This window comes from Gordonia soli NBRC 108243 (assembly GCF_000334455.1).
Lineage (GTDB): Bacteria > Actinomycetota > Actinomycetes > Mycobacteriales > Mycobacteriaceae > Gordonia > Gordonia soli.
In genome coordinates this window covers 1-17730 of sequence record NZ_BANX01000021.1, presented here as the reverse complement: position 1 = coordinate 17730, position 17730 = coordinate 1, and the positions used below count along the sequence as shown (strand labels likewise).

The 17730-nt window shown below is 67.1% G+C and carries 14 protein-coding genes, 1 tRNA gene, 1 pseudogene and 1 riboswitch; of the genes and pseudogenes, 9 read left to right on the top strand and 7 right to left on the bottom strand.

Features of this window, described 5'->3' with window-relative positions; genetic code table 11:
* The 3 genes and pseudogenes from GS4_RS14985 to GS4_RS14975 form a co-directional block, all read left to right on the top strand.
* Positions 1 to 253: pseudogene (locus GS4_RS14985) on the top strand (sugar ABC transporter ATP-binding protein); the annotation flags it as partial.
* 4 nt (positions 254 to 257) lie between these two features.
* Positions 258 to 1334, top strand: a complete 1077-nt coding sequence (locus GS4_RS14980) for an ABC transporter permease (RefSeq protein WP_007621940.1) — start codon at positions 258 to 260, stop codon at positions 1332 to 1334.
* Positions 1335 to 1348: 14 nt separating this feature from the next.
* Positions 1349 to 2737 carry an LLM class flavin-dependent oxidoreductase gene (locus GS4_RS14975; protein ID WP_007621938.1) on the top strand — a complete coding sequence of 463 codons (1389 nt, stop codon included), beginning with the start codon at positions 1349 to 1351 and terminating at the stop codon, positions 2735 to 2737.
* A gap of 91 nt (positions 2738 to 2828) precedes the next feature.
* Here the strand turns inward: GS4_RS14975 and GS4_RS14970 are convergent, their stop codons facing one another.
* The 7 genes from GS4_RS14970 to GS4_RS14935 all read right to left on the bottom strand — a co-directional run bounded on the left by GS4_RS14970 (position 2829) and on the right by GS4_RS14935 (position 10087).
* Positions 2829 to 4367: an ABC transporter ATP-binding protein gene (locus GS4_RS14970; RefSeq protein ID WP_007621936.1), complete on the bottom strand. Its 1539-nt coding sequence runs from the start codon at positions 4365 to 4367 to the stop codon at positions 2829 to 2831.
* A complete protein-coding gene (locus GS4_RS14965) occupies positions 4364 to 5179 on the bottom strand; it encodes an ABC transporter permease subunit (RefSeq protein ID WP_245555688.1) in 816 nt (271 codons plus the stop codon). The genes GS4_RS14970 and GS4_RS14965 overlap by 4 nt, the downstream gene beginning before the upstream one ends.
* Positions 5180 to 5256: 77 nt before the next feature.
* Entirely contained in the window at positions 5257 to 6165 is a 909-nt protein-coding gene (locus tag GS4_RS14960; protein ID WP_245555687.1) for an ABC transporter permease, read from the bottom strand.
* A 58-nt stretch (positions 6166 to 6223) separates the two neighbouring features.
* Positions 6224 to 6991, bottom strand: coding sequence for a class I SAM-dependent methyltransferase (locus GS4_RS14955; RefSeq protein WP_007621930.1), 768 nt, complete (start codon positions 6989 to 6991; stop codon positions 6224 to 6226).
* Positions 6988 to 8523, bottom strand: a complete 1536-nt coding sequence (locus tag GS4_RS14950; RefSeq protein WP_007621929.1) for an ABC transporter substrate-binding protein — start codon at positions 8521 to 8523, stop codon at positions 6988 to 6990. Before GS4_RS14950 ends, GS4_RS14955 begins: the two co-directional genes overlap by 4 nt.
* Before the next feature lie 120 nt (positions 8524 to 8643).
* Positions 8644 to 8711: riboswitch (cobalamin riboswitch) on the bottom strand.
* A gap of 214 nt (positions 8712 to 8925) precedes the next feature.
* The gene (locus GS4_RS14940) at positions 8926 to 9825 is read right to left on the bottom strand and encodes an SGNH/GDSL hydrolase family protein (protein ID WP_007621927.1); all 900 of its coding nucleotides are present in this window, start codon (positions 9823 to 9825) and stop codon (positions 8926 to 8928) included.
* A 176-nt stretch (positions 9826 to 10001) separates the two neighbouring features.
* A tRNA-Leu gene (locus tag GS4_RS14935) sits at positions 10002 to 10087 on the bottom strand.
* A 477-nt stretch (positions 10088 to 10564) separates the two neighbouring features.
* Between GS4_RS14935 and GS4_RS14930 the strand changes: the two genes are divergently transcribed.
* The 6 genes from GS4_RS14930 to GS4_RS14905 form a co-directional block, all read left to right on the top strand.
* Positions 10565 to 11797, top strand: coding sequence for an FHA domain-containing protein (locus GS4_RS14930; protein WP_007621926.1), 1233 nt, complete (start codon positions 10565 to 10567; stop codon positions 11795 to 11797).
* A 181-nt stretch (positions 11798 to 11978) separates the two neighbouring features.
* Positions 11979 to 12443 (top strand): FHA domain-containing protein FhaB/FipA, encoded by a 465-nt coding sequence (locus GS4_RS14925; protein ID WP_007621924.1) that lies wholly within the window; start codon positions 11979 to 11981, stop codon positions 12441 to 12443.
* Positions 12440 to 13930, top strand: a complete 1491-nt coding sequence (locus GS4_RS14920; protein WP_007621922.1) for a PP2C family protein-serine/threonine phosphatase — start codon at positions 12440 to 12442, stop codon at positions 13928 to 13930. Before GS4_RS14925 ends, GS4_RS14920 begins: the two co-directional genes overlap by 4 nt.
* Positions 13931 to 15364 (top strand): FtsW/RodA/SpoVE family cell cycle protein, encoded by a 1434-nt coding sequence (locus tag GS4_RS14915; RefSeq protein WP_007621921.1) that lies wholly within the window; start codon positions 13931 to 13933, stop codon positions 15362 to 15364. It begins immediately after the preceding gene.
* Positions 15361 to 16860, top strand: a complete 1500-nt coding sequence (locus tag GS4_RS14910) for a peptidoglycan D,D-transpeptidase FtsI family protein (RefSeq protein WP_007621920.1) — start codon at positions 15361 to 15363, stop codon at positions 16858 to 16860. Before GS4_RS14915 ends, GS4_RS14910 begins: the two co-directional genes overlap by 4 nt.
* A partial coding sequence (locus tag GS4_RS14905; RefSeq protein WP_007621919.1) for a protein kinase domain-containing protein occupies positions 16857 to 17730 on the top strand: 874 nt, incomplete at its 3' end. The genes GS4_RS14910 and GS4_RS14905, both read left to right, overlap by 4 nt.

The window sequence follows — 17730 nt, the reverse complement described above, 5'->3', positions numbered from 1 at the left end:
CCTCCTGCGCGAAGCCGCCGCCGAGGGCACTGCCATCGTCCTCGTCAGCGACGACCTCCCCGAGCTGATCGGCCTGTCCAACCGGATCGCCGTGATCACCAACGGTCGGCTCGTCACCACTGTCGACGCACCCGCCGACGCCAAACCGGCCGAGCACGATCTGGTGGCCCTCATGATCCCGGGCGCCGAGTCGACTACTGCCGAAACCCTCTCTCCCACCGAGTCTGGCCTCCAGACCACCACGATCGGATGACATCATGACCACTCAAGCCGACCCCGCCGTAGCAACACCCGCTGCGTCGGTCACCACCGCTCCCCCGGCGCCCGCCGGACCTTCGTCGTCCGGGCCGGCGTCCCCGGGTCTCGCCGACACCCTCCGTGACCTCCTGAAGCAGCCCGGCATCGTCCGCAACGTGTTGCCGCTCGCGGCGCTGGTCGCCTTGATCGTGTTCTTCGCGATCCGGGCCGAAGCCTTCTGGAGCGCAGCGAACTTCGCCCTCATCAGCGGCCAGGCCGGCATCCTGCTGCTGGCGTCACTTGGGGCGACGCTGGTGGTGATCGCCGGCAGCATCGACCTCTCCGTCGGTTCGATCGCACTGCTGACCGGCACCGTCGTGGCCTACCTCATCAGTTCGGGTGTCACGAGTCCGATCCTCGCGATCGTCATCGCGGTCGCGGTCGGCGGCCTCATCGGCCTGCTGAACGGCGTGGTCTTCGCGTACGGCCGGGTGCCGTCGTTCATCGCCACGCTGGGCACCCTGTCACTGTTCGCGGGTATCGGCCTGACGATCCTGCAGGGGAGCACGATCAACTTCACCGACACCGCGATCCGCAATCTCGCCATCGGCCAACTGATCCCCAATCTGCAGAACGCCGCCCTGATCGCCCTGATCGTGTTCGCGATCGTCTGGTTCGTCTCGCGGCGCACCCGCATCGGCCTCTACACCTACGCCGTTGGCGGCAACGAGCGCGTCGTCGAACTCGCCGGTGTGGCGACCCGCAAGGTGAAGGTCTTCGTGCTGATCGTCTCCGGCATCACCGCAGGCCTGGCCGGACTGTTGCTGACCGCACAGCTCGGCGCAGCCGGACCGACCCTGGGCTCGACGATCCTGCTGGACTCTGTCGCCGCGATCGTCATCGGCGGGACCGCACTCTCCGGCGGTGTGGGAAGCGTCGCCCGCACCGTGCTCGGTGTGCTGATCCTGACCGTGTTGTCCAACGGTCTCAACCAGATCGGGGCCGCGGACTACACGCAGACCATCATCAAGGGTCTCGTCATCGTGGTCGCCGCGGTGTTCACCATGGCGTCGCAGCGCAAACTGATCATCAAGTAGTCGAGGAGATCTCCATGTCGTCATCGACACAGCGGTCGCCACTGCACTTCTCGGCCTTCGTGATGAACACGACGTCGCACATCCTGCAGGGGCTATGGCGCACAGACGAATCCGAACAGATCAACTTCAACTCGGTCGATCACTGGATTCGTCTGGCGCAGGAGTTGGAGCGCGGACGCTTCGACTTCATCTTCTTCGCCGATGTCGTCGGCCTCTACGGCGACTACGACGGCGGGTACCGCAAGTACGTCGAGTCCGGTCTGCAGATCCCCAGCAACGATCCGTCGGTCATCGCGTCGGCGATCGCGCACAGCACCTCGGACATCGGTATCGCGATCACCAGCTCTGTGCTGCAGGAACATCCGTTCAACTTCGCACGGCGGATCTCCACCCTCGACCACGCGACGAACGGTCGAATCGCCTGGAACATCGTGACCAGCGGATTGGCCAACGCGGCCCGCAACTTCGGCTACGACGGTCTCGAAGAGCACGACGAACGGTACGTGTGGGCCGACGAGTACACCGACGTCGTCTACAAGCTGTGGGAGGGTTCCTGGGACGACGGTGCCCTGTTGCAGGACAAGAAGGCCGGCCTCCATGCCGATCCGGCGAAGGTGCACAAGATCTTCCACGAGGGCAAGCGGTATCGCGTGGAGGGTCCGCATCTGGTGGCACCGTCGCCACAGCGGACACCGGTGCTGTTCCAGGCCGGCTCATCCGGGGCGGGCCGGGAGTTCGCGGCCCGCAACGCCGAGGCGCAGTTCATCATCTCGCCCGGTCCGGACGCCGCCAAGCTGCTGGTCGACGACACGCGTGCGCGGCTTCCGCAGTACGGACGGGATCCGCACGACCTCAAGTTCTTCCAGGGACTGCATTTCGTCATCGGGAGCACCGAGGAAGAGGCGCGGCGCAAGGAAGCCGAACTCGAGGAGAACATCGACCTCGACGGCATGATCGCCCACCTGAGCGGCGCGATCGGCGTCGACTTCGGCAGCCATCCCATCGACACCCCGCTCGGTGAGATCGAGACCGACGGTGTGCGCAGCGTGCTCGACTGGGCGCGGGAGTCGGTGCACGGTCGCGAGGCCACCATCGAAGACCTCGGTCGGGTGCAGGGGCGCAACTCACGGGTCGTCGGGACGCCGGAGCAGATCGCCGACGAGCTACAGCGATGGCGTGACGCCGGTGTCGACGGGATCAACGTGGTCAACGCCACCATCCCGGGAAGCTACGTCGAATTCATCGACCACGTGGTCCCGGTGCTGCAGGAACGCGGGCTGGCACAGAAGGAGTATGCGTCGGGGACGGCGCGGGCCAAGCTCTTCGGCTCCGACAGACTCCCCGACCGGCATCCCGCCGCGCGGTATCGGGGAGCGTTCGCGGAGCTGTCGGCAGGGGTGTGATAGCCGGGTGCTGCCGGATTGCTGCTGAGATCGTCCCCCTCAGGTTGGGCCGAGGGCATATTGCCCTCGGTGATGCCGGAGGGGGACGATCTCAGTCGCTGTCGGCGACGGTCCCCACAGGGGGCACACCGTCCGCGGCCAGGAGCCGACGCAACGTCGGCGATGCGTGCGACCACTCGCCGGCCGGGAGATCATCGGTCACACGACCGCCATCGACCACGATGAGGCGGTCGACCCGCGCGAGCAGACTTCGGAGATCGTGACCGGCCACCAGCAGGGTCATCCCGGCGTCCCGACACCGATCCGCCAAGAGTCGCAGGAGCGAATCCGCCAGTCCCGCTTCTACTCCGGTGGTGACTTCATCGCAGAGGAGGAGTCGTGGTCGGGCCACGAGCGCCCGAGCGAGCGCGGCCCGGCGCAGTTGCCCGCCGGACAGGCCGTCAGGCGGTCGTCGGATCTCATCCGGGCTCAGACCCAGGTCGTGGAGGATGTCGGCGGCCTCGGCATGCGCGATCTGAGGAGCCGTCCCCCGGAGCCGGATGGCGGTCCTCGCCACCTGGTGCAGAATCGGGCGGTCCGGTTCGAACGAAGCCCTGACCTCTTGGCATACGTACTGGATGTCACCCATCGTCGACGACGAACGCCGTGCAAGCCGGCGCAAGGGGACCCCGTCGAACTCCACCGTGCCACCCGCGATCGGCACCAGACCCGCGATGGACCGCAGGATCGTGGTCTTGCCGGACCCAGATGCTCCGACCAGTCCGATCAACTCTCCCGACGCTGCCGAGAACGACGGACCCGCCAGTACATCGTCTCCTGCGATCCGGACCCGGAGGTGATCGACTGCAAGGGTCGGGGCTCGGTTCTCCGGTTCTGTGTTGCCGTTACACACGCGATTCGGGGCGGGCATCCTCACTCCGGTCCCAGGGGCGAAGTGGGGTCGGATGCGGCCGTCACTGATCGAGATCACGTCATCGCCGAGTTCGGCGGCGATACGCTCATCATGGGTGACCAGGAGCAGGGCGGTCCCGTGGTCACGAAGATCTGCCAACGCCTCGATCAGTCGCTGCCGACTGATCGCATCCAACCCATTGGAGGGCTCGTCGAGAACGAGCACATCGGGCCGCGTGGCCAGAACGTGCGCCAGGGCCAAGCGTGTTCGTTGTCCACCGGAGAACTGCGACGGAAACCGTCGAGTCCAGAGACGTCGATTCTGTGTCTCCGCCGGAAGTCCGACCCTTGTCAGCAGCGCATCCACGTTGTCGCTTCGCCACTGTCGTCTGCGCCGCCATCGCCGCGGTGGTGCCCCGTGGATGGTCACCAGTTCGCCGAGGCTCGCCCCGATGCGACGTGCCGGGTTGAGCGTGAGCGCGGCATCCTGCGGCAGATGAGCGACACGGATCCCGGGATCGACCGCAATCGAACCACCTGGTCGGAGATGCTGGGGCAGCACACCTGCCACCGCGGCTGCGATGGTGGACTTGCCTGCGCCCGACGGACCGACGAGCGTCAGCACTCGCCCCGCCATCACGTCGAGGTCGATTCCCGCGACGATCGTCTCGTCACCAGCGCTCACCGACAGGCCGCGCACCCGCACACACCCGCGACCCGGCTTGCGCTCCTCGATCATCCGACCTCCCGGACATCAACGGGCGCCGGCCGATCGGCTTCGCCCGCCTGACCCAGATGCAACCACCTGCGGCGCGCGAGCTGCTCGTCCAGCATCAGATTGGTGCCCAGGGCAAGCGAGATGATGAGCAGAGCGGGCAGGTACACCGACCAGGGAGCGACGAAGAGTCCCTCTTTGTTCGCCGCCACCGCCACCGCCCAGTCGGTCGACGTCGTGTCGAATCCGATGCCGAGGAAATTGGCCGAGGAGAGGATGTACAGCGCGGCGATCAGGCGCACACCGACATCGGCTGCGATCGGACCGGCCAGACGACGGCGTCCGAAGCCTGCGTACCTCTCGACTGCGCCGACACCCTGCAACCGCAATGTCTCCATCGCCGGACTCTGGACCACGTTGCGGGCAGCCATCCTTATGAAGCGGGCTATCGGCGGAATCAGAACTGCGGCAACAGCGGCTGCGATGGCCACCCGCGATCCGTCCGTACGCAGCGCGACGACCAGGACGACGAGGAGGGAAGGCACGCACAGCAGCACGTCGACGGGCCTCATCACCAGGTCCTCTACGACCGGCCGCGTGGTCGACGCTGCGACCATCCCGATGGTTGCTCCGATCAGGTACGCGATCGCCACGGTGACGCCGGTGGTGACGACCAGTGGCCGTCCGCCTTCGAGAGCCGCGGCGAGGACATCGCGGCCGAGTCGGTCGGTGCCGAACGGTGACCACGTGGAAGGCCCGAACGGGGCCTGGCTGACCGATGGGGCGGAGCGGGCCAGCCACGGCCCGATGGCGACCATGCACAGCGGAATCGCCATGAGCAGCATAGCGATCGCTCGCCGCGGAGTCGGTCTCCACCGGTGATCGGGCCTATCCGACGCCGACGATCGGGGCTTCACGTGCGCACCTGCGCCGGAACCATCCGACGGCCGGCCACGTCGATGCCTGCATTGACGACGATCGCGACGAGCCCGGTGATCAGCACGATCGCCAGCACCACCGGTTGGTCCCGGTTCCCGATCCCGTCCATCAGTGTGGTCGCCACCCCGGGCACCACGAACACCGCCTCGACGATGAGGACACCCGACAACAGGCTGTCTCCAGTCCGCCCGAGGTCTTGCATGGCGGGCCCCAGCGCGTTGGGTGCGACGTGCCTAGTGAGGAGCGACCAGCGTGGAACACCGAGTCGACGTGCTTGGATCACATAGGGCTTCGTCATCTCGTCGATGACGCCTGCGCGTATCAGCCGGACCAACGGCGCCGCGACGCGGCAGACCATGACCAGCAGCGGCAGCACCAACACCGCAGGCTGTGCCATCACGTCCGACGGGTCCATTCCCGCGAAAGTTGCCGGGAACCAACCCGCTTCCACCGCGAGATATGCGATCAAGACGAGCGCGAGCACGTAGTCGGGAACCGAATCGGCGACGATGGCCACGGTCGTGATCGCACGGTCCCACCACGAGTCCGGCTTCAGTCCGGCCACGAACCCCGCAACTCCGGCAATCGGGATGAGCAGCAGCGTTGTCATCAGGGCGAGTACGGCAGAGGACACCAGCGGCTGCTCGATGACCTCCCACACGGGTCTGCCCTGGGTGAACGAGATGCCGAGATCGCCGGTCAGTGCATGTCCACACCACTCGAGGAATCGTTGCAGCGGAGCGACATCGAGGCCGAGTATCCGGCGTGACTCGGCGCGCTGCGCCGCGCTGCTGAAGTCCCCGCCCTGCACGTCTGCGGCGTCACCGGGAAGCCACAGCGACAGGACGAAGACCAGAGCCAACAGGATCCCGACCTGTAGCACGGCTATCCCGACGCGCCGAAGAGCGAACCGGCCCGGCGTCATCGCCGTCTGGAACAGTTCACTTGATTGCCACGATTATGCGATCGTCACCGACCTGCCACGCGGTTCCCGCCTCGGCGAATCCGCCGTCGCGCAGGAAGGTCAGATAGTCGTACACGGTGGGCTTCTCGGTGACGACGTGGTCGAATCCGCCAGCGCGCGCCGCAACGAGGTCGGCCAGCTCCGGTGCTTCTTCGACAGCCTCCCACCATCGCTGCCAGTCTTCGTCTTGCCGCGTTCCTCGGCGACGAGCCCGACGATCGGTCAGCGCGCGGAGCACGCCGTCGAGCCGGGGTGCACGATCACCCTCGTAGAGGTGGTCGGCGTCCACGAACAGACCGCCGGGCGCCACGGTCCGACCGCACTCGGCGAGCACCTGACGTAGCGGCTCGGCGTTGATCCAATGCAGTGCCGTCGAACTCACGTACACGTCGGGCGCGCGGTTGAGATCGAGGCGGCTGAACCAGCCCGGTTCGCGGATGTCGGTCAGCACGGTGCGGATTCGGTGGTCGGGCCGCGCGATCGTCCCGAGATCGAGCAGCAGCGGGTCCGCATCCACCCCGACGACGCGCGCGCCGGGGATGCGATCGATGACCCGGTGCGCCAGCGAACCCGGGCCGGTCCCGAGATCGACGACGAGCGGATCCGTGCGGTCGACCACCTCTTCGACGATGTCGATGAGCGTGTCGAATCGCTCTTCGCGGTCGGGCATGTAGTGGCCCTGCTGCAGATCCCAGCGTGCGAGCCAGTCGACCGCCTCCTGTGTGGTCGGCCGTCCGCTCGTCATGCGATCACCTCGGGGAAGCGAGCCCAGTCATGGGCGTTGGGTACTCCGTGCGGAGCATTGCGCACCCCGGATCGATAGGCGGTCAACCACGGCGTGGTCGCCCAGAAGATGAATCCCCCACGGTCGTGCAGGATCTCGTGCATGTCGTGATAGATGCGCGTACGGGCGTCCACCGATCGCTCTCGCTGGGCGGCTGCGTAGAGCTGATCGAACCGTGGGTCAGACCACTGGGTGAAGTTCTTCGGTGCGCTGCTGATCAGACGGGAGCCGAAGTGATACGGGATCGCCAGGGGTCCCGATTGGCCCATCGTCATGTCGCCCTTCGTCAGGGCCTCGGTGTAGTACGTGTCCTTGGAGCCGATCGTCACTTTCACGTCCACCCCGATCGCGCGGGCCTGCCGGGCCACGAGATGTGCGGCTTCGACGAACCCGCCGGCGACCGGGGCAACGAACAGCTCGAACGCCAGATCGTCGGCGCCGGCAGCTCTCAGGAGTGCCTTCGCGCGATCAGGATCATGTGTGTGCGCGGGCAGATCGTCTGCGTAGTACTGGTACCCCCGGCCGAACACATCGTCGGAGGTCTCGCCGGAGCCCTGGAGGGCCACCCTCACCAGCTCTTCGCGATCGATCATCGCCATCATCGCTCGGCGGACGTCGGCAGAGGCGAACGGCGCCCGCTGCGTCTTCATCGCGAAATAGAGGATCCCGCTGTTCGGAGTCGAGTGCACGGTCACCCCGTCGTCTCCACGCAGAGTTCGCTGGGCCGCCGGCGACAGGTTGTCGACGAAGTCGGCCTGCCGGCCGCGGATCGCCGCCAGTCGTGCCTCGGCGCCGGTGCTGAGGACACGGAGCGCGTCGATCCTCGGCGACCCGTCCCAGTGGTCAGGATTCCTGTCGGCGACGAATTCGCGGCCAGGGGTGAACGATCGAAATCGAAACGGCCCCGTCCCGTTGGGACGCGTGAAGTCCCGCGTCCCGGCCTTCACGATGCGAGTGCCGTACGAGGCGAGCTGGGTGGGCAGGTCGAACGAGGGCTCGCGAAGTCGCAGCTCAACGGTCCGCGCATCCAGCGTTCGGGAGTTCGGCAGGTCGATGGCGGACAGCGTGGTGGCTGCGACAAATGGTTGCGCCTCGGTCTGCCGACCCAGGATTCGGGAGAGAGTGAACATGACATCGTCGGCGGTCAGCGGTCCACCGTCGTGCCAGTCCGCCTCGCGCAGCCGCAGGCGCCAGACGGTTCCGGAGGGGTCCGGCTCGGCGTTCTCCGCCAGGCGTGGGATGGCTCTCATCCGAGAGTCGATCTCGAAGAGCCCGTCGTAGATGTGCTTGATACGAGCCTCGTCGATGAACATGGTCCCGGTCCCCGGGTCGATCGTCTCGCTCGCCCCGGAACCCTCGTACATGGCGGTGAAGCGGCCGGCGGGACTCGAGCTTCCCGAGCCGCACCCGGCGAACGCGAGAGTGCCTGCCAACCCGAGCGCACCGCCCAGGAAGGCCCGCCGACTCACGTCCGCCGTGGTGGTGATGGTCATCAGAACAATGTCTCCCGTCGCGACATGACACGACCAGAGGAGACAACGAGGGCAGGCGTCATCGCCGCCCACACCCGGAGGTCAACCCGCGTGACCGTGCCGAGAACTTGGTTCGCGCGGCGGTATCTGGCTGCGGTCTCATCGACCTCACAGTTGCGGGGCAGCGCCGGATTCGCACCGACTTCCCGTTCGCGCAGGGTCACCTTACTCGGGCCCAGGTGGCGGTACTGCCGGCGGGTCTGATATGCGAACTGCGACATCGGTTCTGATGGCCGATACGGTGGCGGCCGTACCGTCGGCTTCGTTCTTCCGCCCCGAACTGCTCCTTCCGCACCCTGCAGCCGGCGGAAGAGGAAGTTCGGGGCGGACGAACGTACGTGAGGGTCGGGTGGACTGGCCGACTCAGCCGATCGCGGCGGACACCGCGCGGGCCATCGCCCGATGTCCGGCGGCGTTCGGGTGCAGCCGGAGCGCGCCGATCGGATTGCTGTACGGCTCGACCCAGCGGATACCCGGGAGCTTGCACGAGTCGTGGCCGACGGTCCGCGCGTAGGTGTCGACGAAGGTCGCGCCTGCGGCACGCGCCTGGGTGGCGAGCATCGAGTTCAGCTGTCGTTCCAGTCGATCCAGGAATGCGGTGTTCTCACGGGAGAACGGGTTGCGGGTGGGGCAATTGCCCGACGACGGGTAGATGGCCGGGTAGCCGACCACGAGGATCCGTGCCGACGGCGCTCGCGACTTGATGCCGTCGAGTGCCCGGGCGATCGCGAGGCCGGTCGTCTGGATCGCCGCCGAGTACCGCGGACCGGCGACCACTTCGCATGGGATCGCCTGGGAGCCACCGAGACTCCCACTGCCCAGGCTGCCGCTACTCCCGAGGCTGCCGAGACTCCCCGTCGACGAGGACGACCGACAGTCGGCGATGCCTCCGGAGTAGACGTTGCCGTCGTTGTACCCGATCGTCAGGGTCACGATGTCCGTGTCGGCGCTCAGCGCGTTGTACTGCGGCGGTTGGCCGGCGAGCTGGCTGGTCGTGAGGTTCTCGGTCCGCGCACCGCCACAGCTCACGTCGGTGAGGCTGTAGCCCTTCGCTGCAGCGACCAACCGTGGGAAGTTCTTGGTGGAGCGTCCGCAGCCGGCGGGGCTCCCCGGCGCCGATGGCGGGATCCCGACACCTGCGGAGTACGACGCCCCGAGCGCCGCGTACCGCAAAGGCGCGGCCTCGGCGCCGGGCGCGGTGAGGGCACTCGCGACGACGGTGAGGGCAAGGGCACCGACGAGCAGGCGCGGTCGAATTCGCATGACCGCAGATCCTGCCGTTCATCCGTACGGTCCCGAAAGCCTTTGGCCGCTTTCGTTATCAGGGTGTTGCCGACCGCGGCGCTCGCGCACTGCACCGCCATCGTCGGATGCGACATGCGACCGGCTGTCGGATACGACGAGAGCCAGGCTGATCAGATCAGCCTGGCTCTCGTGTGTGGTGGGCGAAGGGGGACTTGAACCCCCACGTCCCGAAGGACACTGGCACCTGAAGCCAGCGCGTCTGCCATTCCGCCACTCGCCCGTGGGTCTCCCGATCTCTCGGGCAACCCGACGAGGTTAGCACGCACCTCAGGCCCGTCGAAAATCCGCGAACGGCGATCGACGCGGACCCTCTCGTCCGACGCGGGTGGTGTGGCACCCGCGTCGGCGTGATCGGCCCGCGGCGGTCGGTCACCCATCCGAACAGGCCGCGAGTCCTACGACCCACTGCACTCCCGTGCGAGCATCAAAATGGCACCGATTCGTCGCGAATCACGGATTACAGCCCGCCCGAATGAACGCGTTCCGGATCACATTGCGCGGGTTCACGCTGGCAAAGCGTGGTGAAATCGCTGGTCACACGCTCATCGCGGCAGCTTCTCGAGCATCATCGCGCTGATGCGGATGTGACGCGCGGTGCAGCAGTTGACTTGGCGACCCCCGAAAGGGTCACAATCGGTATCATCAAACGACGGTATATGCACGACGACACGCCAGAGACCGGGGAGGGAGGTCGGCGGTGGGAATCCTGCAACGAATCGAGCGCAAGCTCGAGGGCGCCGTCGACGACGGTTTCGCCCGTGTGTTCGGCGGTGAGGTTGCTCCCCAGGAGATAGAGAACGGCCTGCAACGTGAGGCCGAGGAGTCGCTCGAGGATCTCGGCGACGGGTCGTTGCTGGCGGCCAACAGTTACGTATTGCTCTTCAGTCCGACCGATCATGAACAGATCGCCCGGGAATACGAGCTCAATCGCAAGACCTTCTCCAAACATCTGGAGAACTTCATTCACGACAACGGATGGCAGACATACGGCAGAGTCGTCGTAGAGTTCGATCAGTCGCCGTCCTTGCACACCGGAATCTTCCGTGCGCGCGGCACGGTCAATCCGGACGCCCAACCGCGTCCGGCCGCGGCCGCATCGTCGCCCGCCCCTCGGGGTGGCCCCGATGCACGGCCACAGCCAGACCACCCACGTGGACAACGACAAGTAGGAGCCCCAGAAATGACCCACACCCCCGGATACGACCAGCGCAGGGGCGCCGAGCCGGCGTATGACCAGGGTGGACAGTACCCACCTGCGGACTACCAGCAGGGTGGCTACGGCCAGCAGCCCGGATACGACCAGGGCTACGCGCAGCAGGGATACGGCCAGCAGGGCGCCTACGACCAGCAGTACGCACAGCCCGGATACGACCAGGGGTACGGCCAGCAGCCCGCTTACGACCAGGGCGGCTACGGCCAGCAGGCGTACGACTACCAGCAGCAGGGTGGCGGCTACGACCAGCAGTACGCACAGCCCGGATACGACCAGGGGTACGGCCAGCAGCCGGGTTACGACCAGGGCGGCTACCAGCAGGGTGGCTACGACCAGGGCTACGCACCGCAGGGCGGCGGCTACGGCGGCGGCGCGCCCGCCAACTACGGCTACGACCAGGGCTACGGTCGACCGGCGGCCGGCTACGCGCCGACCGCGATCACACTTCTCCTCGAGGACGGCAGCAACCGCACCTTCTCGCTGCGTGAGGGCTCCAACGTCATCGGGCGCGGCCAGGACGCACAGTTCCGGCTCCCCGACACCGGCGTGTCCCGCCGCCACGTCGAGATCCGCTGGGACGGCGGCACCGCGATGCTGACCGATCTCAACTCGACCAACGGCACCACCGTCAACGACCTGCAGGTCAGCAGCTGGGAGCTCGCCGACGGCGACCGCATCCGGGTCGGCCACTCGGACATCACCGTCCGGTTCCAGTAGCCCACAACCGACGTCGGCGGTTCCCTCACCAGGGAACCGCCCGTTGATACTGAACTGTCACATCTCAATGGCGGCGTTCGGGCGTTCTCCCCATAAGATGCAGTCGGGTCCGCTGTTTCGGCCGGCACCTGGGGTGGAACAAGTCGATCGCGATGTGACGGCGCTGGAGGTGAGGACGTAGATGCAGGGCTTGGTGCTGCAGTTGACCCGTATCGGGTTCCTGCTCCTGCTCTGGCTGTTCGTCTATGCCGCGATCCGTACGTTGCGCGCCGACATCGCGGCCGCCGGCGGGTCACCGCTGCGGCGATACTCCGGCGGTGGTGACCGGCGTCGGCGCACCGAACGCGCAAAGGGCTCCGCACGGCATCTGGTGGTGACGCACGGCGCCCTGGCCAACACCCGGATCACCCTGGGCGCCCAGCCCGTGCTGCTGGGACGCGCCGACGACTCGACCCTCGTGCTCACCGACGACTACGCATCGGAGCGCCATGCACGCCTGTCGCCGCGCGGTGACGACTGGTACGTGGAGGACCTCGGGTCCACCAACGGCACGTATCTGGACCGCGGCAAGGTGACCACTGCGGTGCGGGTCCCCTTGAACACGCCGATCCGCATCGGCAAGACCGTGATCGAGTTGCGCCCGTGACACTGGTGTTGCGCTACATAGCGCGCAGCGATCGCGGTCTCGTGCGATCCAACAACGAGGACTCGGTGTACGCCGGTGCCCGCCTGCTCGCACTCGCCGACGGCATGGGCGGCCACGCGGCCGGTGAGGTCGCCAGCCAGCTGGTCATCCAGGCGCTGCGGACCCTCGACGACGACGAACCCGGCGGCGATCTGCTCGACAAGCTCGACCGCGCGACCCACACCGGCAACGCCGCGATCGCCGCCCAGGTGGAGCAGGCCCCCGAACTCGACGGCATGGGCACCACGCTCACCGCGATCCTGTTCGCGGGCAGCCGCATCGGCCTCTGCCACATCGGCGACTCACGCGGCTACCTCTACCGCGACGAGCAACTGACCCAGATCACCCGCGACGACACCTTCGTCCAGACGCTGGTCGAGGACGGTCGGATCACCGCCGAGCAGGCACACACACATCCGCAGCGGTCGCTGATCATGCGCGCGCTGACGGGCACCGAGGTCGAGCCCACGCTGACCATCCGCGAGGCACGCGCCGGCGATCGCTATCTGCTCTGCAGCGACGGTCTGTCCGACGTGGTGACCGAGGAGACGCTCGCCGACACCCTCGGCTCCATCGCGGATCATCGTGAATGCGCCGACCGGCTGATCGAGCTAGCGCTGCGGGGCGGTGGTCCCGACAACGTGACCGTCATCGTCGCCGACGTGGTCGACACCGAGTACGGCGAATCCCGGCCGATCCTCGGCGGCGCCGCGGGCGACGACGAGGCATACGTGCCCAACCCGGCGACTGCAGCCGGTCGGGCAGCGGCCCTGCGCCCGCCGCCCGAGGAGCCGCAACGCCCGACGATCTTCTCCGACGACGAGGAGCCGCGTCCCCGGCATCCGTTGCGCAAGTGGGTGATCGCGGGTCTCGCCCTGCTGATCATCGCCGTGGTGGTCGTCGGTCTGCTGGTGACCCGCGCGATGCTGCAGAACAACTACTTCGTCCGGGCCGAAGACGGCAATGTGGTGATCTACCAGGGATCACCCGACAAGGTCCTCTTCGTCGACCTCAGCTCCGGTAACCAGCAGGCTTGCGTCACCCGGCTGGATGCGGAGACCCCCGAGATCGAGTTCGCCGACTTCGGCGGCGACGCCACCTGCACGCCGCTGCAGGTCTCGGATCTGGCCGAGTTGGACCGCACCGCGGTGACCAGCAAGTCGATCAAGAACCTGGGCCTCGCCGAGGCCGAGAACCGCGTGCGTCACCTCAACTTCCTTCCGCTGTGCCCGGATCCGGAGCCCGTCGCCCCACCGGTGCCGGCGCGTCCGGCCCCGCGCGGCCCCGCCGTCACCCCGGCCCCGCCTGCGGCGACCGCTGCCCCGGCCACCAATTCGTCGTCCCGGCCGTCGCCGGGATCGTCAACCAGCAGTGACAGCCCCGATTCGTCCCAACAGTCGCCACCGCAATACGACAGCGACGGGACCAAGACCTGTCGGGGGCACTAGATGACGCAAGCCACCGATCCCACACACGCACCTCCGCGCAAGCCACCGGAGCACACCGGGCGCAACGCCGAACTCGTCCTGCTCGGATTCGCCCTCGGGCTGGTGATCGTCGCGCTGTTGATCGTGCAGACAGCGCAGGAGCAGAGCATCACCTGGGATCTGCTCAAGTACATCGCCGCCTACGTCGGACTGTTCGCGGTGGCGCACATCGTCGTCCGCCGCTATGCACCGCATGCCGACCCGCTGCTGCTGCCGGTGGTCGCGATGCTGAACGGGCTCGGACTCGTCTTGATCCATCGCCTCGACCTCGGATCGGGCCGCAACGGCGAGGCCGTCAACCCGACCGAACAGAGCAACAACGCCGACCAGCAGCTGGCGTGGGCCTTCCTCGGGATCATCGCGTTCTCGGCCGTGCTCATCCTGATCCGCGATCACCGGACGCTGTCGCGATATGCGTACACGCTCGGCCTCGGCGGCTTGATCTTCCTCGCGATCCCGGCGATCCTGCCGTCGGCGTTCTCCGAGATCAACGGCTCCAAGATCTGGATTCGCACGCCGCTCTTCAACATCCAGCCCGGCGAGTTCTCGAAGATCCTCATCATCATCTTCACCGCCGCATTCCTGGTGTCCAAGCGCGACCTGTTCACGACCGCCGGAAAGCACTTCCTCGGCATGGACTTCCCGCGCGCCCGCGACCTCGGCCCGCTGCTGGCGGCGTGGGTGATCGCCATCGGCGTGCTGGCCTTCGAGTCCGATCTCGGTACCTCGCTGCTCATCTTCACGACGATGCTGACAATGGTCTACGTCGCCACCGAACGCGCCAGTTGGTTGGTCCTCGGACTCACCCTGTTCGTGGTCGGCGCACTGGTCGCCTACCAGTTGTTCACCCACCTGCAGACTCGTGTCGAGGTGTGGCAGGACCCGTTCGCCGACTTCGACGGATCGGGATATCAGATCGGGCAGAGCTTGTTCGGGCTCGCGACCGGAGGTCTGTTCGGCACCGGTCTGGGCTCCGGGCGCCCGAACATCGTGCCGTTCGCCAACACCGACTTCATCATCTCGACCATCGGTGAGGAACTCGGCCTCGTCGGCCTCGCGGCGATCCTGACTCTCTATCTGATCTTCATCATGCGCGGCCTGCGCACCGGTGTCGCGGTGCGCGACAGCTTCGGCAAGCTGTTGGCGACGGGGCTCTCGTTCACCATCGCCGTGCAGATCTTCGTGGTAGTCGGTGGCGTGACCAAGCTGATCCCGCTGACGGGACTGACCACGCCGTTCCTGTCCTACGGCGGTTCGTCGCTGTTGGCCAACTACATCCTGGTCGCGTTGCTGATCCGGATCTCGAACGCGGCACGTGAGCCCGAACCCGGCAAGCGGAAGCCGGCACCCAAGTCGCTCGAGTCGATGCCGACCCAGGCGGTGCGGCGCGGATGAACAAACCGATCCAACGAGTCTCGATCGCGGTGATCCTGCTGATCGTCGCGCTCCTGGCCAACGCCACCTACGTGCAGGTCTTCAAAGCCGATGCGCTGCGGGCGGATCCGCGTAACAACCGCGTGCTGCTCGACGAGTACTCGCGGCAACGCGGTGCGATCACGGCCGGCGGCACGGTGATCGCGGTGTCGGTGCCCACCGACAGTCGACTCAAGTTCTTGCGCACCTACCCGCCGGGTACGGCGTCGGCGTTCGCACCGGTGACCGGGTACTTCTCGTTCCAGTACGGCAGTTCGGCCACCGAGCAGTACGAGAACTCGATCCTCAACGGCAACGACGACCGTCTGTTCGGCCAGCGGTTCATCGACATGTTCTCCGGTCGTGACCCACGCGGCGGCAACGTGGTCACGACCATCGACCCGAAACTGCAACGGGTGGCCTACAACTCGATGCGGGACGGGTGCGAGGGCGGCTGCCGCGGTGCGGTCGTCGCCTTGCAGCCCAACACCGGCAAGATCCTCGCGATGGTGTCGACGCCCAGCTACGACCCCAACAAGCTCGCCAGCCACGACCAGGCCGTCCGCGAGAACAGCTGGACGCAGTGGAACCAGGCCGACGATCTCAACTCGCCGATGCTGAACCGCGCGATCAACCAGCTCTACCCGCCGGGCTCGACGTTCAAGGTCGTGACCACGGCGTCGGCGCTGCGGGACGGGGTCAAGCCCGACGTCCGACTCACCGCGTCGTCGCGAATCCAGTTGCCCGGCACCGAGGTCGACCTCACCAACTACGGCGGCCAGACCTGCCCGGCGTCGGCCGGCGGCTCGGTCTCCCTGGTCCAGGCCTTCAAGTACTCGTGCAACACGGCGTTCGTCGACCTCACCACGAGCAAGATGCGCGACCCGATCAGCACCTTCTCCGACACCGCGAACCGCTTCGGCCTGGACGAGAAGCAGCCCGACACGCCGCTGCCGGTCTCGCGGTCGACCGTCGGTGAGATCCCCGACCTCGCCGCGCTCGGGCAGGCCTCCATCGGCCAGCGCGACGTGCGGGTGACCCCGATGGAGAACGCGATGATCGCCGCGACCGTTGCCAACGGCGGCGTGCGGATGCAGCCCTACCTGGTCGACAAGCTTCAGGCTCCGGACTTGCGTACCCTGCAGACGACACAACCGTCGACCATCAACGAGCCGATCAGCTCGACCGAGGCGGCCACATTGACCTCCATGATGATCGAGTCCGAGCGCAGCACCACGGGCGCAGGCGGACCCGTGTCGATCGCGTCGAAGACCGGCACCGCCGAACACTCGACGTCATCGGGCGGGGAGACGCCGTACTCCTGGTACATCGCCTTCGGACCGTCGGCCAACGCGCGGATCGCGGTGGCCGTCGTGGTGGAGAACGGCGACCCGGGTGCGGCATCCACGGGCGGTGCGGTCGCCGCCCCGATCGGACGAGCAGTGATCAATGCGCTGGTGGGAGGTGCAAGCGGATGACACTCCAGAGTGGGACCATCATCGCCGACCGCTACCGCCTGATGCGTCTGATCGCGACCGGCGGCATGGGGCAGGTCTGGGAGGCCCTCGACACCCGACTCAACCGTCGGGTCGCGGTCAAGGTGCTCAAGGCCGAGTACTCCAACGACCCGGAGTTCACCGCGCGGTTCCGGATCGAGGCCCAGACCACCGCAATGCTGAACAACCCCGGCATCGCGAACGTCTTCGACTACGGCGAGACACCGGACCGTGGCGGCGGCGAACCGCTGGCGTACCTGGTCATGGAGCTCGTCGACGGCGAGCCGCTGAACTCGGTCATCTCGCGGATGGGTCGGCTCTCGCTGACCAACACCCTCGACATGCTCGAGCAGACCGGTCGTGCCCTGCAGGCCGCCCACAGCGCCGGCCTCGTCCACCGGGACGTGAAGCCCGGCAACATCCTCATCACGCCGACCGGCCAGGTGAAGATCACCGACTTCGGCATCGCGAAGGCCGTCGACGCAGCACCGGTGACCCAGACCGGCATGGTGATGGGTACCGCCCAGTACATCTCGCCCGAGCAGGCCACCGGTGACGAGGCGACTGCCGCGTCGGACGTGTACTCGCTCGGTGTGGTCGGGTACGAGGCCCTGACCGGCCGCCGTCCGTTCCTGGGCGACGGTGCGATCACCGTGGCGATGAAGCACATCCGCGAGACGCCCCCGCCGCTGCCGGCGAACATGCCGTCGGGTGTCCGTGAGCTCATCGAGATCACGATGAGCAAGGACCCGCGTCAGCGCTACGGCAACGGCGGTGAGTTCGCCGACGCCGTCGCTGCCGTGCGCGCCGGTCGGCGGCCCCCGCGTCCGGGGCTGGCCGCCGGTGCGGCCA